Origin of the sequence: Aquincola tertiaricarbonis (genome assembly GCF_023573145.1) — a bacterium.
In the GTDB taxonomy this organism is placed as follows: Bacteria; Pseudomonadota; Gammaproteobacteria; order Burkholderiales; family Burkholderiaceae_C; genus Aquincola; species Aquincola tertiaricarbonis_B.
In genome coordinates, this window is the sequence record NZ_CP097635.1 from 2,185,790 (window position 1) to 2,199,813 (window position 14,024).

The 14,024-nt window shown below is 65.5% G+C and carries 13 protein-coding genes and 1 riboswitch; of the genes, 10 read left to right on the forward strand and 3 right to left on the reverse strand.

The window, feature by feature from the left end; genetic code table 11:
• Nucleotides 1-29 precede the first annotated feature (29 nt).
• From MW290_RS10075 to fliE, 3 genes are read right to left on the reverse strand one after another with little or no spacing between them, the layout of a single operon-like run.
• Entirely contained in the window at nt 30-1,049 is a 1,020-nt protein-coding gene (locus MW290_RS10075) for a flagellar motor switch protein FliG (protein WP_250194532.1), read from the reverse strand.
• Nucleotides 1,024-2,766, reverse strand: a complete 1,743-nt coding sequence (gene fliF, locus MW290_RS10080) for a flagellar basal-body MS-ring/collar protein FliF (protein ID WP_250194533.1) — start codon at nt 2,764-2,766, stop codon at nt 1,024-1,026. The genes MW290_RS10075 and fliF overlap by 26 nt, the downstream gene beginning before the upstream one ends.
• Nucleotides 2,767-2,811: 45 nt before the next feature.
• The gene (fliE, locus tag MW290_RS10085; RefSeq protein ID WP_250194534.1) at nt 2,812-3,168 is read right to left on the reverse strand and encodes a flagellar hook-basal body complex protein FliE; all 357 of its coding nucleotides are present in this window, start codon (nt 3,166-3,168) and stop codon (nt 2,812-2,814) included.
• A 585-nt stretch (nt 3,169-3,753) separates the two neighbouring features.
• A riboswitch (cyclic di-GMP riboswitch) is annotated at nt 3,754-3,849 on the reverse strand.
• 350 nt (nt 3,850-4,199) lie between these two features.
• Between fliE and MW290_RS10090 the strand changes: the two genes are divergently transcribed.
• The 10 genes from MW290_RS10090 to MW290_RS10135 all read left to right on the forward strand — a co-directional run bounded on the left by MW290_RS10090 (nt 4,200) and on the right by MW290_RS10135 (nt 13,832).
• Nucleotides 4,200-5,060 carry a FliM/FliN family flagellar motor switch protein gene (locus MW290_RS10090; RefSeq protein WP_250194535.1) on the forward strand — a complete coding sequence of 287 codons (861 nt, stop codon included), beginning with the start codon at nt 4,200-4,202 and terminating at the stop codon, nt 5,058-5,060.
• Between the two features lie 4 nt (nt 5,061-5,064).
• The gene (locus MW290_RS10095) at nt 5,065-5,430 is read left to right on the forward strand and encodes a FliM/FliN family flagellar motor switch protein (RefSeq protein ID WP_250194536.1); all 366 of its coding nucleotides are present in this window, start codon (nt 5,065-5,067) and stop codon (nt 5,428-5,430) included.
• 7 nt (nt 5,431-5,437) lie between these two features.
• A complete protein-coding gene (gene fliP, locus MW290_RS10100; RefSeq protein WP_250194537.1) occupies nt 5,438-6,202 on the forward strand; it encodes a flagellar type III secretion system pore protein FliP in 765 nt (254 codons plus the stop codon).
• A 10-nt stretch (nt 6,203-6,212) separates the two neighbouring features.
• A complete protein-coding gene (gene fliQ, locus MW290_RS10105) occupies nt 6,213-6,485 on the forward strand; it encodes a flagellar biosynthesis protein FliQ (RefSeq protein ID WP_310740070.1) in 273 nt (90 codons plus the stop codon).
• A gap of 13 nt (nt 6,486-6,498) precedes the next feature.
• Entirely contained in the window at nt 6,499-7,272 is a 774-nt protein-coding gene (gene fliR / locus MW290_RS10110; protein ID WP_250194538.1) for a flagellar biosynthetic protein FliR, read from the forward strand.
• Nucleotides 7,273-7,282: 10 nt separating this feature from the next.
• A complete protein-coding gene (gene flhB, locus MW290_RS10115) occupies nt 7,283-8,419 on the forward strand; it encodes a flagellar type III secretion system protein FlhB (protein WP_250194539.1) in 1,137 nt (378 codons plus the stop codon).
• Nucleotides 8,416-10,506, forward strand: coding sequence for a flagellar biosynthesis protein FlhA (locus MW290_RS10120; RefSeq protein ID WP_250194540.1), 2,091 nt, complete (start codon nt 8,416-8,418; stop codon nt 10,504-10,506). The genes flhB and MW290_RS10120 overlap by 4 nt, the downstream gene beginning before the upstream one ends.
• A gap of 504 nt (nt 10,507-11,010) precedes the next feature.
• Nucleotides 11,011-11,592: a hypothetical protein gene (locus MW290_RS10125; RefSeq protein WP_250194541.1), complete on the forward strand. Its 582-nt coding sequence runs from the start codon at nt 11,011-11,013 to the stop codon at nt 11,590-11,592.
• 260 nt (nt 11,593-11,852) lie between these two features.
• Nucleotides 11,853-12,152 (forward strand): hypothetical protein, encoded by a 300-nt coding sequence (locus tag MW290_RS10130; RefSeq protein WP_250194542.1) that lies wholly within the window; start codon nt 11,853-11,855, stop codon nt 12,150-12,152.
• Between the two features lie 720 nt (nt 12,153-12,872).
• Nucleotides 12,873-13,832, forward strand: a complete 960-nt coding sequence (locus tag MW290_RS10135) for an IS5 family transposase (protein WP_250194543.1) — start codon at nt 12,873-12,875, stop codon at nt 13,830-13,832.
• Nucleotides 13,833-14,024: the final 192 nt, after the last annotated feature.

A 14,024-nucleotide genomic window follows, 5' to 3' on the forward strand; every position in this document is an offset into this window, starting at 1 on the left:
TCGGTGGGCGCGGGTGTGAGCGTTCATGCTCACTCCACCGTCGCTTCGGCGAACAGCTGGATCTCGATCTCGCCGTCGTCCACCAGCTGCTTGACCTGCGCCATGATTTCCTGGCGCGTCTGTTCCACGCGCGACAGCGGCACCGGGCCGCTGCGGCGCATCGTGTCCTCGAAGGCCTGCGCCTGCCGCTTGGGCATGGTCTGCAGGATGGCGTCGCGCACGGCCTGCTCGGCGCCCTTGAGGGCGATGGCCCACTGCTCCAACGGCACGGCCTCGATGATCTTGAGCAGGTTGGGCTCGCTCTGGCGGCCCAGCACGCCGAAGTCGTACATGCTGATCTCCAGCTCCTGCATCACCTCGGGGTCGTGCGCGCGCAGCAGCTCCACCATCTGCTGGCGGTTGCCGGGCAGGCGGTTCAGGATCTCGGCGGCCTGGCGGATGCCTTCCACGCTGGTGCTCTGCGTGCTCAGCGTGTCCAGGCAGCGGTCCACCAGCAGGTCCAGCTCGGCCAGCAGCTCGCGGTCGATCTCCTTGAGCCGCGCCACGTTCAGCAGCACCAGGTCGCGGCCTTCGGCAGGCAGCGCATCGATCACGCCGCCAGCCATCGCGCTCGGCAGGAAGGCCAGGAACACGGCCTGCATGCGCACATGCTCGTTGGCGATCTGGTCGGCCAGCCACTTGGGCGTGGCCCATTGCAGGCGGGCCATCTTGGGGCGGATGGCATCGCCGTAGATGCTGTTGAGCACGCTGCTCGCAATCTCGCGGCCCAGCGCCAGGTCCAGCGAGCGCTGCAGGTAGCTGCGCGAGGCACCGTGCACGCCGCTCTGCTCGCGGTAGTCCTCGAAGAAGTGCTGGATCGAGGTCTTCACCGATTCGACCTTGATGCCGCTCATGCGCGACATCACCTGGGTGACCTCCAGCAGCTCTTCGCGCGACAGACAGCGCAGCACGGCCGCAGCCGGCTCTTCACCCATGCTCAGCAGCACGATCGCGGCCTGCTCCACCGGGCTCAGCCCGGCGCCTTCAAGCTGGTTGCTCTGCTCGCTCATTCTTCTGCACCCACTGTTTGACGACTTCGGCGACCCGTTCCGGCTCCTTGCCGGCCAGGACCTTCAGGTGATCGACCAGCACGTCCACCGGCGAGCCCGGGGGCGGCAGGTCGTAGTTCTCCAGCAGCGGCCGCACCGACATGTCGCCCGGCTGCGCACCGGCGGCGGCCATCGCGGCGGCGGTGGCGGCGATCTGCGCCGCGCCCGGCAGCACCGCGTCGGCGCCCGGCTTGGGCAGCGCGGCCACGGCGGGGTTGGAACCCAGTGCGGACGGGCGGTCGATGGTGGCGGCCTGCGGCGCCGGCGGGATCGGGGTCAGCGGTGTGACGCTGGAAGCGCCGTAGCGGTTCTGCATCAGCTTCATCAGCGGCCGCACGATCAGCAGGAAGCCCAGCAGCGCGGCCACGGCGTAGCCCACGTAGCCGGTGATGTCGACGATGTTGTCGCGCTGCTGCCACCAGGGCTCGGGCGCTGGCCGGGCCGGGAAGGGCATGGCCGAAACGACCAGCGTGTCGCCGCGCTCGTTGCTGATGCCCAGGCCGCTGCGCAGCATCTTCTCGACGCCGGCGATTTCCTCGTTGGTCCAGCTGCCCTTGCCGCTGGGCGCGGCCGAGGCGTTGAGCACCACCGCGACGTTCAGCTTGGCCAGGCGGCCGCGGCTGCGCTTGATCTGGGTGATGTTGCGGTCGTAGGCGTACTGGCGGGTGGTGGCGTTCTTGCTCGCGGTGCCGGCGTCGGCCGGCTGCGAGGCGGCCACCGCCACCGGGCGGTTGCTCAGCGAGCCGGGCACGCCCACGGCCACGCCGTCGCGGTCCATCTCCTGGCGCATCGCCTCGTTGGTCACCTTGGGCGTGGCGCCATAGGTCTCGTGCGTTTCCTGCACCCGGTCGTTGTCCACCTGGGCGGTGACGCTGGTCTTGTAGTTGTCCTCGCCCAGCACCGGCGACAGCAGGTCGCGCACGTTGCGGCGGGCTTCTTCGGTGTAGCGCTTGGCGGCGTCGCTCACCTGGGCGGTGCCGTCCATCGCGTCGGCCAGGTCGATGCGGGCCGACAGCAGGTTGCCGGCCTGGTCCACCAGACTCACGCGGCTGGGTTCCAGGCTGGCCACGCTGCCGGCCACCAGGTTGATGGCGGCGGCGATCTGTTCATGGCTGAGGGTGCGGCCGGGCTTGAGCTGCACCATCACCGAAGCCGAGCTCTTCTCGCCATCGCTCACCACGAACGACGACGACTTGGCGATTGACAGGTGCACCCGGGCCGAGTCCACCGCATCGAAGGTCATGATGCTTTGCGCCAGCTCACCTTCCAGGCCGCGGCGAAAGCGCACGTCCTGCACGAACTGGCTGACCCCCAGCGGGTCGTTCTTGTCCATCAGCTCCAGGCCGCTGGGCAGCTTGGCCGTCACACCCTTGGCGGCCAGCAGCATGCGCACCTTGCCCAGCTGGGCCTCGGGCACCAGCACCTGGCCGCTGTCGGGATGCACGCGGTAGCGCACGCCTTCGGCGTCCAGCACGGCCATCATCTCGGCGGCGGGCACTTTCTCGCGGGCGCCGAACACGGCCTTGTAGCCCGACTGGTCGCGCCACAGGAACATCAGCACCGCGAGGGTGACGCCCACGGCCAGCGTGATGATGGGACCCAGGCTTTTGACGAGGCCGGGCGGCAGGCCACCAGCGGGGCGCAGGCGGGAGAGGGCGGGCTTGAGCGTGGAGATCACGGCGGGATACGTCGGGTAATGCGGTCAGCGGGCGGCAGCCGGGGGCTACAGCTGCAGCTTGATCAGCTCGTCGAAGGCACCGGCGACCTTGTTGCGCACCTGCATGAGCATCGAGAACGACAGGCTGGCCTGCTGGCTGGACAACATCGCGCCCACCAGGTCGTCGCTGCGGCCGGCATCCACGTCGGCCACTTTTTCCGCAGCCGCCTTGTCCTTGGCATCCACCGACAGCAGCACCTGCTTAAAGCCGGCGACAAAACCGTCGCCCTGTGAGCCGGAGGGGGTGCCCAGGCCGTCGTCGAAAGTGGCGGCGGGCTGGATCGGCGCGGTCGGCGTCAGCCGCTCGACATCGCCGGCGATGCGGGCCAGGTCGGCCTGGATCGAGAGCAGTGCGGAAGACATGGGTGGATTCCTCGTGCGGTTCTTGTGGGCGCCTGCTGCCGGCCCGGTTCAGGCCATGCAGCGGCTCAACTCGCCGCGGCCGGCGGGTTGGCGTAACGGTTCAGGTAAGGGGATCTCCTGCGCTATCGGCCCCCAGGCGCTCGACTTGAGGCGGCGGGCCTTTGGCGGGATTTGCCGGGGGTTTTGGCAATGCCCGTCCGCAGGGATTTGCGGCGAGTTATCTCGATGACCGGGAACTGCTTCATCCAGGGCTTTCTGCTGGTTTTGGCGGGGGGGGGCGACACGAAAACAAGGCCATGTCGTCTGGGCCAAATGTTACGAACATGAGCACCCCTGGGCAAACCCGAGAAGCGGCCGAACAACCCGGCTTTTGCGGCCTTAGGCGGGGCGGGCGACGGGCTGGCGGCGGTGGGCATGGCGGCGCGTGCAAGAGGGTGGACGGGGCTCTGGGGCCCAGCGCACGCGCGGCATGACAGCAGGTCTCCGGGACCGTGCGGCGCACGGTACGGACAGCCGGGTGGCTGGCGCGGCCCGGTGATGGGCCGGGCCGGCACCGCGCGCCTGGCAAGGCGGCGGCAGGTCCCGTCTGGCGGCCCCGCTGTCGTTCCCTGGTGGCAGTGCCAGGGGGCAGACCGGAAGCTTTGCGACCCCGACTTTCGTGCGGGTGTGCCCTGAGTGGTGCCGATCTTGCGGCCGGTCCGCGGCGCGCACAACCGGCGCTGCCGATGTTGCAGTGCAACGCGTGACCGATTGCACTGCATCGGCGGCCCTGCGGCGCAGGTGTTACCAACGGTGTCAGCCGCTCAGATCCTGTGGTTGGCTGACATATTGGCGTCATAAATGCGCGCCGCTTCGCCATTAATCAGAATGCCATATCACCCCTATATGGCGCGGCGTTTTAGATACTCGCGGCGCCGTACCCGCCGGGGGCCGCAGTGCGCACAGGTCGGCCGCTTTTCCCCGCCATATCGGGCGTTCAGCCGCAGGGCCGATTTCTAGAATCAGCCGGACAAACCGCCCCTGGCCCGCCCATGACCGACACCATCTCCCCCAGCCGTACGGAGCCGCCCATGGTGCTGGACGCCGGCACGCTCGGCCGACCGGTGCACCTGCTGGCACGCATTTCCAAGCAGGTCCGCGAAGACCTTGCCGAGCTGCTGCGCCTGCGCCTGAACGTGCGTTACCGCGCCCGCTTCGAGGTGGAGCAGGTGGCCATGCGCCGCCTGGACACCCGTGCTCCCGATGCCGCCTGGCTGAGCTTCGGCGCCGCCACCGGCGACATCGCCTGCACCATCGAACGCAGCGTGCTGATGAGCGTGCTGGCCTATCGCTACGGCCTGCGCACGCCGCCGGTGGACCCGCCCGGCGAAGCCCCGCGCGAGACCGCCACCGAAGAACGCCTGGCCGCGCTGCTGGGTCAGCAGTTCGTCGAGCTGCTGGCCGGCCGCATCGAGGCCGGCGTCGGCAGCCCGCTGCCGCAACGCCTGCCGCTGTTCAAGCCGGTCGGCCGCCTGCCGCCCGCCCGCGGCAGCTGGCTGATGGAAGCGCGCATCGTCGAGCATGCGCACAACAGCCGCGGCAGCATCTGCCTGGCCGTGAGTGACGGCTGGATGAACCGCGTGTGGCACCAGCTGACGCCGCTGCGGGCCAAGGCCGGCGAGCAGCTGGAACAGGCCGCGCCGCTGCCCACCCGCCTGGCGCTGACGCTGGTGGCCCGGCTGCTGCAGAAGGACATTCCGCTCGGCCAGCTGGCCGACCTGCAGGTGGGCGACGTGATCCCCATCAGCCTGGGCACGACCGACGTGCTCATCGACGACTCGCGGCTCTTCACCGCCACGGTGGCCGAACACCAGGGCAAGCTGTGCCTGACCTCTTTTGCCGATGTGGACTGACCCCATGGACATGACTGACAACAAGAGCGCCCTCGACGACCTGCTGGCCGGCGTGCCGGAAGGCCTGGACGATGCCGATCTGGCGGCGCCTGCTGCACCGGCCCGTCCGCGCCGCAACATCCCGCAGATGATGCGCAAGATCCCGGTGACGCTGACGCTGGAAGTGGGCTCGGCCCGCGTCTCGCTGCAGGAGCTGATGGACATCCAGACCGACAGCGTGGTGCCGCTGGATACCCTGGCCGGCGAGCCGCTGATCATCAAGGTCAACGGCACCCCCGTGGGCCGCGCCGAGGTGGTGGTGGCCGGCGAGAAGTACGGCCTCAAGGTCGTGGAGCTGGCCGGCCTGGACCTCGATTCGCTGGAACACTGACCCGGCAATGAACATGCAACGCGCGGTTCGCGCAACCGCCGCTGGCGCAGCCTTGCTCGCGCTGGCTTGGGCAGCCGGCCCGGCGCAGGCGGCCGAAGGCATTCCGATCTTCGGCACCAGCACCGGCGGCGTCTCCACCGACTTCACGGTGAAGACGCAGGTGCTCATCATCATGACGCTGCTGGGGCTGCTGCCCTCGCTGGTGCTGATGATGACCAGCTTCACCCGCTTCGTCATCGTGCTGTCGCTGCTGCGCCAGGCCCTGGGCCTGCAGCAGGGCCTGCCCAACCGCATCATCACCGGCATTGCGCTCATCCTCACCATGCTGGTGATGCGGCCGGTGGGCGAACAGGTGTGGACCAACGCCTTCGTGCCCTACGACGCCGACAAGCTCACGCTGACCGAGGCGCTCAAGGCCGCCGAAGCGCCGGTTTCGCGCTTCATGCTGGCGCAGACCAGCAAGACCGCGCTGGCCCAGGTCTCGCGCCTGGCCGGCGAAAAGGACATCGCCAAACCCGAGGACCATGCCTTCACCGTCAAGCTGGCGGCCTTCGTGCTCAGCGAGCTGAAGACGGCCTTCCAGATCGGCTGCATGCTGTTCATCCCCTTCCTGGTGATCGACATGGTGGTGTCGTCGGTGCTGATGGCCATGGGCATGATGATGCTGTCGCCGCTGGTCATCTCGCTGCCGATGAAGCTGCTGCTCTTCGTGCTGGTGGACGGCTGGACGCTGACCGTCAACACCCTCGTCACCTCGATCCAGGCCTACTGAGGGCGCACGCATGATCACCCCTGAAGTTGCGGTCGATCTGGTCAGCGAGTCGCTTCAGCTCACCACCGTGCTGGTGACGCTGCTGGTGGTGCCGGGCCTCGTCGTCGGCCTGCTGGTCGCGCTGTTCCAGGCCGCCACCCAGATCAACGAGCAGACTCTGAGCTTTCTGCCGCGGCTGCTGGTCACCATGCTGGCCATCGGCTTCCTGGGCCGCTGGATGGTGGGTCGGCTGATGGACTTCTGCGTCTCGATCTTCGAGCGCGCGGCCACGCTCATCGGTTGAAGGTCTGCACCCGATGGAGCCCGTCTTCAACCAGCTGCTGGGCCTGCTCGGCGCCTTCTGGTGGCCGTTCTGCCGCACGATGGCGCTGCTGAGCGCGGCGCCGGTGCTGGGCGAGAACATGATGCCCGTCACGGTGCGGGTGCTGCTGTCGCTGGTGCTGTCGGTCATCCTGATGCCCATGGCCCAGCCGGCCGAGGCCATCGACCCGTTCTCGATGCACGGCATCGTGGCCACGGTGGAACAGCTGGTCTTCGGCTTCGTGCTGGGCCTGGCCTTCCACCTGACCATGAGCGCCATCATGGTGCTGGGCTTTCTCGCTTCTTCGCAGATGGGCCTGGCGATGGCGGTGATGAACGACCCGATGAACGGCCAGTCGTCGGACGTGGTGTCCAGCCTGCTGTACATGATGTGCATCCTGGTGTTCTTCGCCATCGACGGCCACCTGGTCATCACCGGCGTGCTGGGCGCCAGCTTCAAGGCCTGGCCCGTGGGGCAGAGCCTGGCCGGGCTGGAATTCAAGACCCTGCCGCTGGCGGTGGCCTGGGTGTTCTCGGCCGCGCTGCTGCTGGCGCTGCCGGTGATCTTCGCCACCGTGGTGGTGCAGTTCGGTGCCGGCCTGCTCAACCGCGTGGCGCCGGCGCTCAACCTCTTCTCGCTGGGCTTTGCCATCGTCACCGTGTTCGGGCTGTTCATGCTCACGCAGGTGGTGCGCTTCGTGCCCGAGCACTACATCCGCATGACGCAGCAGGTGCTGGACCTGATCCACCGCGGCCTGCGCGCCAGCTGAAGGACGCGCCATGTCCGACAACAGCAGCGGCGACAAGACCGAAAAGCCCTCACCGCAGAAACTACGCAAGGCGCGGGAAGAGGGCCAGGTCACCCGTTCGCGCGACTGGGCCACCGCGGTGGGCATCCTGGTCAGCCTCAAGGCCTTCGTGCTGATGGTGCCGGGCTACCTGGAAGACTTCCGCAGCCTGTTCCGCCTGATCCTGGTGCCGCTGGAAGGGCAGGGTGCGCTGCACAACGCCTGGTCCAATGTGTTCTACGAGGTGGCGCTGCTGTTCGGTCGCATGGTGCTGCCGCTGGCGGTGGTGCCGCTGCTGGTGGTGCTGGCCTCGCTGTACCCGGGCGGCTGGGTGTTGAGCTTCAAGAACGTGATGCCCAAGGGCAGCCGGCTCAACCCGCTGAGCTTTGCCGGACGGCTGGCCAGCGCCAAGCACTGGTCCGACTTCGCGGTCTCGCTGCTCAAGTGCGGCCTGGTGATCGCGGTGCTGTGGCATGTGTCCACCACTTCGGTGGCGGCCTACCTGCAGCTGCAGTCGCAGACCTTCGACCAGGCCCTGGTGCACGGCGCCGGCCTGATGCTGGACGGCGTGATGGCGATGGTGGTGGTGTTCATCCTCTTCGCGGTGATCGACGTGCCGCTGCAGACCTTCCTCTTCACCCAGCAGCAGCGCATGACCAAGCAGGAAGTGAAGGAAGAGCACAAGTCGGCCGAAGGCCGGCCCGAGGTGCGCCAGCGCATCCGCCAGATCCAGCAGCAGATTTCCAAGCGCAGCGTGCGCAAGACGGTGCCCACGGCCGACGTGGTGATCGTCAACCCCGAGCACTATGCGGTGGCGCTGAAGTACGACGAAGACCGGGCCGAGGCCCCGTTCCTGGTGGCCAAGGGCGTGGACGAGATGGCCCTGTACATCCGCCAGGTGGCGCGTGAAAGCGGCGTGGAAGTGGTACCGCTGCCGCCGCTGGCGCGCGCCATCTACAACACCAGCCAGGTCAACCAGCAGATTCCGGCGCCGCTGTACAAGGCCGTGGCCCTGGTGCTGCGCTACGTGATGCAGATACGCGCCTTCCAGGCCGGCACGCGCAAGGCCGCGCCGGTGCTTCCCGACGATCTTGAAATCCCCGCGCGCTTGAGCGAGGTGAAAGCATGAACTTCATCCAACGCATGGTGGCGGAGATGCGCCGCCACAAGGTGGCCACGCCGCTGTTCCTCATGGCCTTGCTGGCCATGATCATCCTGCCGCTGTCGCCCATCGTGCTGGACGTGCTGTTCACGTTCAACATCGTGCTGGCGCTCATCGTCATCCTGGTCAGCGTCGCTTCCAAGCGGCCGCTGGACTTCAGCGTCTTCCCGACCATCATCCTCACCACCACGCTGATGCGGCTGGCCCTGAACGTGGCCTCTACCCGCGTGGTGCTGCTGCACGGCCATGAGGGCACGCACGCCGCCGGCCAGGTGATCGAGTCGTTCGGCAACGTGGTCATCGGCGGCAACTTCGTCGTCGGCCTGGTGGTGTTCATCATCCTGATGATCGTGAACTTCGTGGTCGTCACGAAGGGTGCGGAGCGCATCTCCGAGGTGTCGGCCCGCTTCACGCTGGATGCGCTGCCCGGCAAGCAGATGGCGATCGACGCCGACCTGAACGCCGGCCTGATCAACCAGGAAAAGGCCCAGGAACGCCGCCGCGACGTGGCGATGGAGGCCGACTTCTACGGCGCGATGGACGGCGCCAGCAAGTTCGTGCGCGGCGACGCCATCGCCAGCATCCTGATCCTGATCATCAACATGCTGGGTGGCGTGGCCATCGGTGCGTTGATGCACGACCTGTCGTTCGGCGACGCCTTCCGCCAGTACGCGCTGCTGACCATCGGCGACGGCCTGGTCGCGCAGATCCCGGCGCTGCTGCTGTCGGCCGCGGCCGCCATCATCGTCACCCGCATCAGCGATGCCGGCGACATGGAGCAGCAGGTGGCTTCGCAGCTGCTGGCTTCGCCCGCGGTGCTGGCCAGCGCGGCCGGCGTGATGGTGTTGCTGGCCATCATCCCCGGCATGCCGTGGCTGCCCTTCCTGTCGTTCGCGGCGGTGCTGGCCTTCGCGGCCTGGAAGCTCAGCCAGCAGGTCGACAAGCCCAAGCCGGCCGACACCACCGCCATCCAGCAGGCGCTGGTGGCCGAGCGCAATGCCGACATCGACTGGCAGGCGCTGCCCTTCGTGGAGCCGCTGGGCATTGCGGTGGGCTACAAGCTGGTGGGCCTGATCGACCAGGGCCACGGTGCGCCGCTGGCCAAGCGGCTGAAGGGCGTTCGCCAGACCTTGAGCGAAAGCCTGGGCCTGCTGTTGCCGCCCATCGGCCTGCGCGATGACCTCTCGCTCAAGCCTTCACAGTACAGCGTGCTGCTGAGCGGCACGCCCATCGCCCAGGCCGAAGTGCATGCCGACCGGTTGATGGCGATTCCTGGGCCGCAGGTGTTCGGCGACCTCAACGGTGCGCCCGGCGTCGACCCTGCCTATGGCCTGCCGGTGACCTGGATCCTGCCCGACGACAAGTCGCATGCGCTGGGCCTGGGCTACCAGGTGGTGGAGCCGGCCAGCGTGGTGGCCACCCACGTGGCCAAGCTGGTGCGTGACCACCTGCCCGAGATCATCCGCCACGAAGACGTGCCCGCGTTGATGGAGCGCCTGGCCGCCCAGGCGCCCAAGCTGGCCGCGGCGCTGGAAAAGGCGCTGAACCACAGCCAGCTGCTGAAGGTGTTCCGCGTGCTGCTGGCCGAAGGCGTGAGCCTGAAGGACATCGTGCCCATCGCCACCACGCTGCTGGAAAACGCCGAGACCACCAAGGACCCCATCCTGCTGGCGGCCGAGGTGCGCTGCACACTGCGCCGCCAGATCGTCACCGGCCTGGTGGGCCCCAGCGCGCCGATGAATGCTTTCAACCTCAGCGGCGAGTTGGAGAACCTGCTGCTGGGTGCCCTCAACCAGGCCCGCGCCGGCGGCGCCAAGGTGGCGCTGGACAACTACCCGGTGGACCCCAAGCTGCTGAGCCAGCTGCAGACCCACATGCCCATCGCCCGCGACCAGATGAAGCAACAGGCCGCCACCCCGATGCTGCTGGTGATGCCCCAGGTGCGCCCGCTGCTGGCCCGTTATGCACGCCTGTTCGCGCCCGGTCTGCACGTGCTCTCGTACAACGAGATTCCGGAGCAGCGGGAGGTGAATGTGGTGGGGTCGTTGGGGTAGGGGCGATGTCGAATCGGGCAGTACCGGCGCAGGGATTTCAGGGTTAAGAATCGCGGGCTAATAGTCGCCCATACGAACCAGACCACCCATTGTTACAGCGGACGAAATTTGGCGATTTTGGTTGGTTGCAATTCCCTGCGGCTACTGTGTTGAGGCGCTGAACATAGGAGTTTGGGCGGCACTAAGCACGAAGGCCACTGACAATGTCTTTCACGTCCGACTTGATAAATTGTCCGCCCGCGCCTTCCCTGGGCTTGCGGGCGTTCTGCATGCCCTTGGTTCGGATTCGAAGCGTCGTTAGTGCCGTTGTTTGTGCAGTGGCTTGCTGCCAGTTGCGAGTGTGTTGCTCTTGACTTAAGGGTGGGTAAGTGCGGGCCCTAATCACTCCGGACCACTACGCCTGCGGATCTGGATGAGGTGAGGCCGCAGTACTCTTTCTCTTTAACATGTTTAACAACGCTGTCGACGACTATGGCAACTTGGTTCAAAGATGAGATTGATCACATGGGTGACCGGCTCGAAAAGGCGATTGAAAAGGCAGGCCACGAGATAACGGCGCAAAGAAACCTTACGAGAGCGGATCTGGAAGGCCTCATTTGCTACGCCGCCAAAGAGTTTGGCCACGCGCTCGACGAACGCATCGACAAGGCTCGCCACGAAACATCCGAATTGATTACGCAAAAAATTTCTCAACTTCGAGAGCAGCTGAGCGAGGCGGCAAGCGAGCAGAAACGTGTTGCTGTTCGCAATGCCTCCGTCGCAGTCGTTGCCTCGATGCTCGTAGGATTGGTATCGCTCTACTACAAAAGGTATTTTCATGGAGGGTTGGAATTGATCGACATCTTTCGTTCGATTCTTCTTGCCTTGGCTTCCGGCTACACGGCTTGGCTGATCTTTCGGCGCCTTCAGTCGTATTTCTTGTCTGCAAAATTTAAGCGTAACGCAGTTGTTGTAGGCCTAAAGTATTTGGATGTTTTTCGCCCAAAGGGTGCATTAGGGCATCTGATTGTGCTTGGTGTGGTGATCGCTGCATGGGTGCTCCTCAACTATAGTGAGCAAATTGCAGCGTTGCTGTATGGGCTCTAATGGCGGTGGGTCGACCTGTCGGTCAAGGTTGGGCCGCCCGCATCCCTCTCTGCCGTGCACTTTGAGCTACATCCAATAACGTGGGTAAACAAGATGGATCTACTGGCTATCGTTGGCATTGGTTCGGCAATTGTTTCGGCTCTTGTCACTTATTTGCTAACTGCTCACATATTTAAGAGGATGCCTCCTTCCGGAGGCGAACAGCTGCTTGATCTGCGCCTTGGGCGCGAGTTTGAGAGAGAGGCAGGGAGGCAGGGCGCTTGGAAGAGCTCGAACGGTTCACGCTGACATACCAGCCATTCGAGGAGCGGATTGAAGAGTATATGGGGCTCAGAAAGCGATCGACATTGGGTTACGACATGCAAATCCATTATGCAGGCTTCCCCATTGGTCATCAGACGCGCTATGTCACGCATAGTAATGTTGAGTATGAAGAAAAGCGTATTGATTTAATTTTTAACGGCGAGCTCGCATCAGCGGTGAATGGGATTGTGCAACTCGCCGTAACCAAAGGGATGAATGTGAAAGCTCTGCCTGGCAGACGTAGGCTTGTAAGCTAGGCTGCTCGTCGTTACATGACCTCGCCAGTTTGGATGCGTGTCCGTCGTTGGGCCGTGTTCTGAGGTCATAGTGCAGATCGGATAATCGGCAGGTCAAAGCGCTGCAAACCAGCGCGCTGGTTTAGTGCTGGGTATTGATAGTCGAGAGCGCCCGGGTCTCACCTTCAGGGGGGGCACAGATGTGGGATTGCAGTCGTGGGTCGGCCGTAGCCTGTTTGGCGCGCGATGCGGCTGTGCAAGCCGTTGATGAGTGGTTGCGGCGTTGGTGAGGTCACCTGGACTTCCTCCAGTTCGAAGCCTGGCTGCGCAGCATGGTGCCGCGTTGCTTGCAGTGCTATCTCGGTACCACACAGATCCTGGTGCCGGTGGCGTAGGCAGGTTCCGCCTTCCCGGGCAAGGTCGAGGACATTGCAATGACGTTGTGTCGAGACCTGCCAGTGCGCCAAGCTGCGGGGCAGTTGCACTGCCCGTACAAAAAATATCGGCGCATAGAGCGCTACGTTGGCTAGCCTCAAGCGGCGGTGCGGTCGCAGCGCCGCGAGCGTGATGGGCGTCGATGACCAGTCTCGCCTGAGGGCGGCACTACATCGCCGTGGCGCACAGCCTGCGGGCCAAGCGGCTGCTGTTTGCCAATGAACTCCGCAGCTGTTAGGGAAGGTCTGCACAACTACGTGCCGATCCGAATAGCCTGACCGCCCTGCGCCAGCGACGATCACGCTCATGAAGCAGCTCGGACTTGGCCTGAACCTGTCGACGAAGAAGACCCGCAAGCGCGAGTTCCTCGAAGAGATGGAACGCGTGGTGCCGTGGTCGGCACTGATGCAGGTGGTCGAGCCGTACTACCCCAAGGCCAAGACCGGACGGCCGCCGTTTCCCATCGAGACCATGCTGCGAGTTCACTACCTGCAGCAATGGTTCGCGCTGTCCGACCCGGCGATGGAAGAGGCGCTGCACGACATGCCCGTCTTCCGTGAGTTCGCTCGTTTGGGCGAAGGTGTCGAGCGATTGCCCGACGAGACCACCATCCTGAGGTTTCGGCACCTGCTGGAGAAGCACGATTTGGCCACCGACATGCTGCGGGTGGTCAACGACATCCTCCAGGCCAAGGGCCTGATGATGAAGAAGGGCACCGTCGTCGACGCCACCTTGATCGCCGCGCCGAGTTCGACCAAGAACGCCGAGGGCGAGCGGGACCCCGAGATGAAGCAGGCCAAGAAGGGCAACCAGTGGTACTTCGGCATGAAGGCCCACATCGGCGTGGACGCGCACTCCGGCTTGGTGCACAGCGTCGTGGGCACGGCCGCCAGCGTCAACGACGTGACGCAGGCCGGCGCACTGCTGCACGGTGACGAGGAGGTCGCCTTTGGAGACGCGGGCTACCAAGGCGTGCACAAGCGCATCGAAGCCCAGGGGCCGCAGTGGCACGTGGCCATGCGGCCAGGGCTGCGGCGCAAGCTCAACCCGTTCATCGCGCCGCACTTCGAGGCGCTGAGCCTGGAGAAGTGGAAGGCAAGCATCCGGGCCAAGGTTGAGCATCCGTTCCGGGTGATCAAGCGGCAGTTCGGCTACACGAAGGTTCGCTACCGAGGATTGGCCAAGAACACGGCGCAGATCGTCACGCTCTTCGCGCTGTCAAACCTGTGGATGGCGAGGCGGCAGTTGATCGGTGCGCAGGGATGAGTGCGTACGCGGTGCCCTGCAGGGGCCTGCGGAGCGCTGCAGAAGGCCCAAACGGGGCCTCGAAGACGCCGCGAATCGCCTCGGTGCAGCCAGACGGCGCTTGGCGATCATCGAATCGACTCGACGGGCGCATCGCATCGCGTTGTGCAGACCTTCCCTAAGCGGTCAGAGGCAAACCGCTAGCGAGGGGCT

Excerpts from the sequence above, each read along its gene's own strand:
- MW290_RS10075 (WP_250194532.1), bottom strand. The coding sequence starts at position 1,049 with ATGAGCGAGCAGAGCAACCAGCTTGAAGGCGCCGGGCTGAGCCCGGTG.
- MW290_RS10125 (WP_250194541.1), top strand. The coding sequence starts at position 11,011 with ATGGGTGACCGGCTCGAAAAGGCGATTGAAAAGGCAGGCCACGAGATA.
- MW290_RS10090 (WP_250194535.1), top strand. The coding sequence starts at position 4,200 with ATGACCGACACCATCTCCCCCAGCCGTACGGAGCCGCCCATGGTGCTG.
- fliP (WP_250194537.1), top strand. The coding sequence starts at position 5,438 with ATGAACATGCAACGCGCGGTTCGCGCAACCGCCGCTGGCGCAGCCTTG.
- fliQ (WP_310740070.1), top strand. The coding sequence starts at position 6,213 with ATGATCACCCCTGAAGTTGCGGTCGATCTGGTCAGCGAGTCGCTTCAG.
- fliE (WP_250194534.1), bottom strand. The coding sequence starts at position 3,168 with ATGTCTTCCGCACTGCTCTCGATCCAGGCCGACCTGGCCCGCATCGCC.
- MW290_RS10135 (WP_250194543.1), top strand. The coding sequence starts at position 12,873 with ATGAAGCAGCTCGGACTTGGCCTGAACCTGTCGACGAAGAAGACCCGC.
- flhB (WP_250194539.1), top strand. The coding sequence starts at position 7,283 with ATGTCCGACAACAGCAGCGGCGACAAGACCGAAAAGCCCTCACCGCAG.
- fliR (WP_250194538.1), top strand. The coding sequence starts at position 6,499 with ATGGAGCCCGTCTTCAACCAGCTGCTGGGCCTGCTCGGCGCCTTCTGG.
- MW290_RS10120 (WP_250194540.1), top strand. The coding sequence starts at position 8,416 with ATGAACTTCATCCAACGCATGGTGGCGGAGATGCGCCGCCACAAGGTG.
- MW290_RS10095 (WP_250194536.1), top strand. The coding sequence starts at position 5,065 with ATGGACATGACTGACAACAAGAGCGCCCTCGACGACCTGCTGGCCGGC.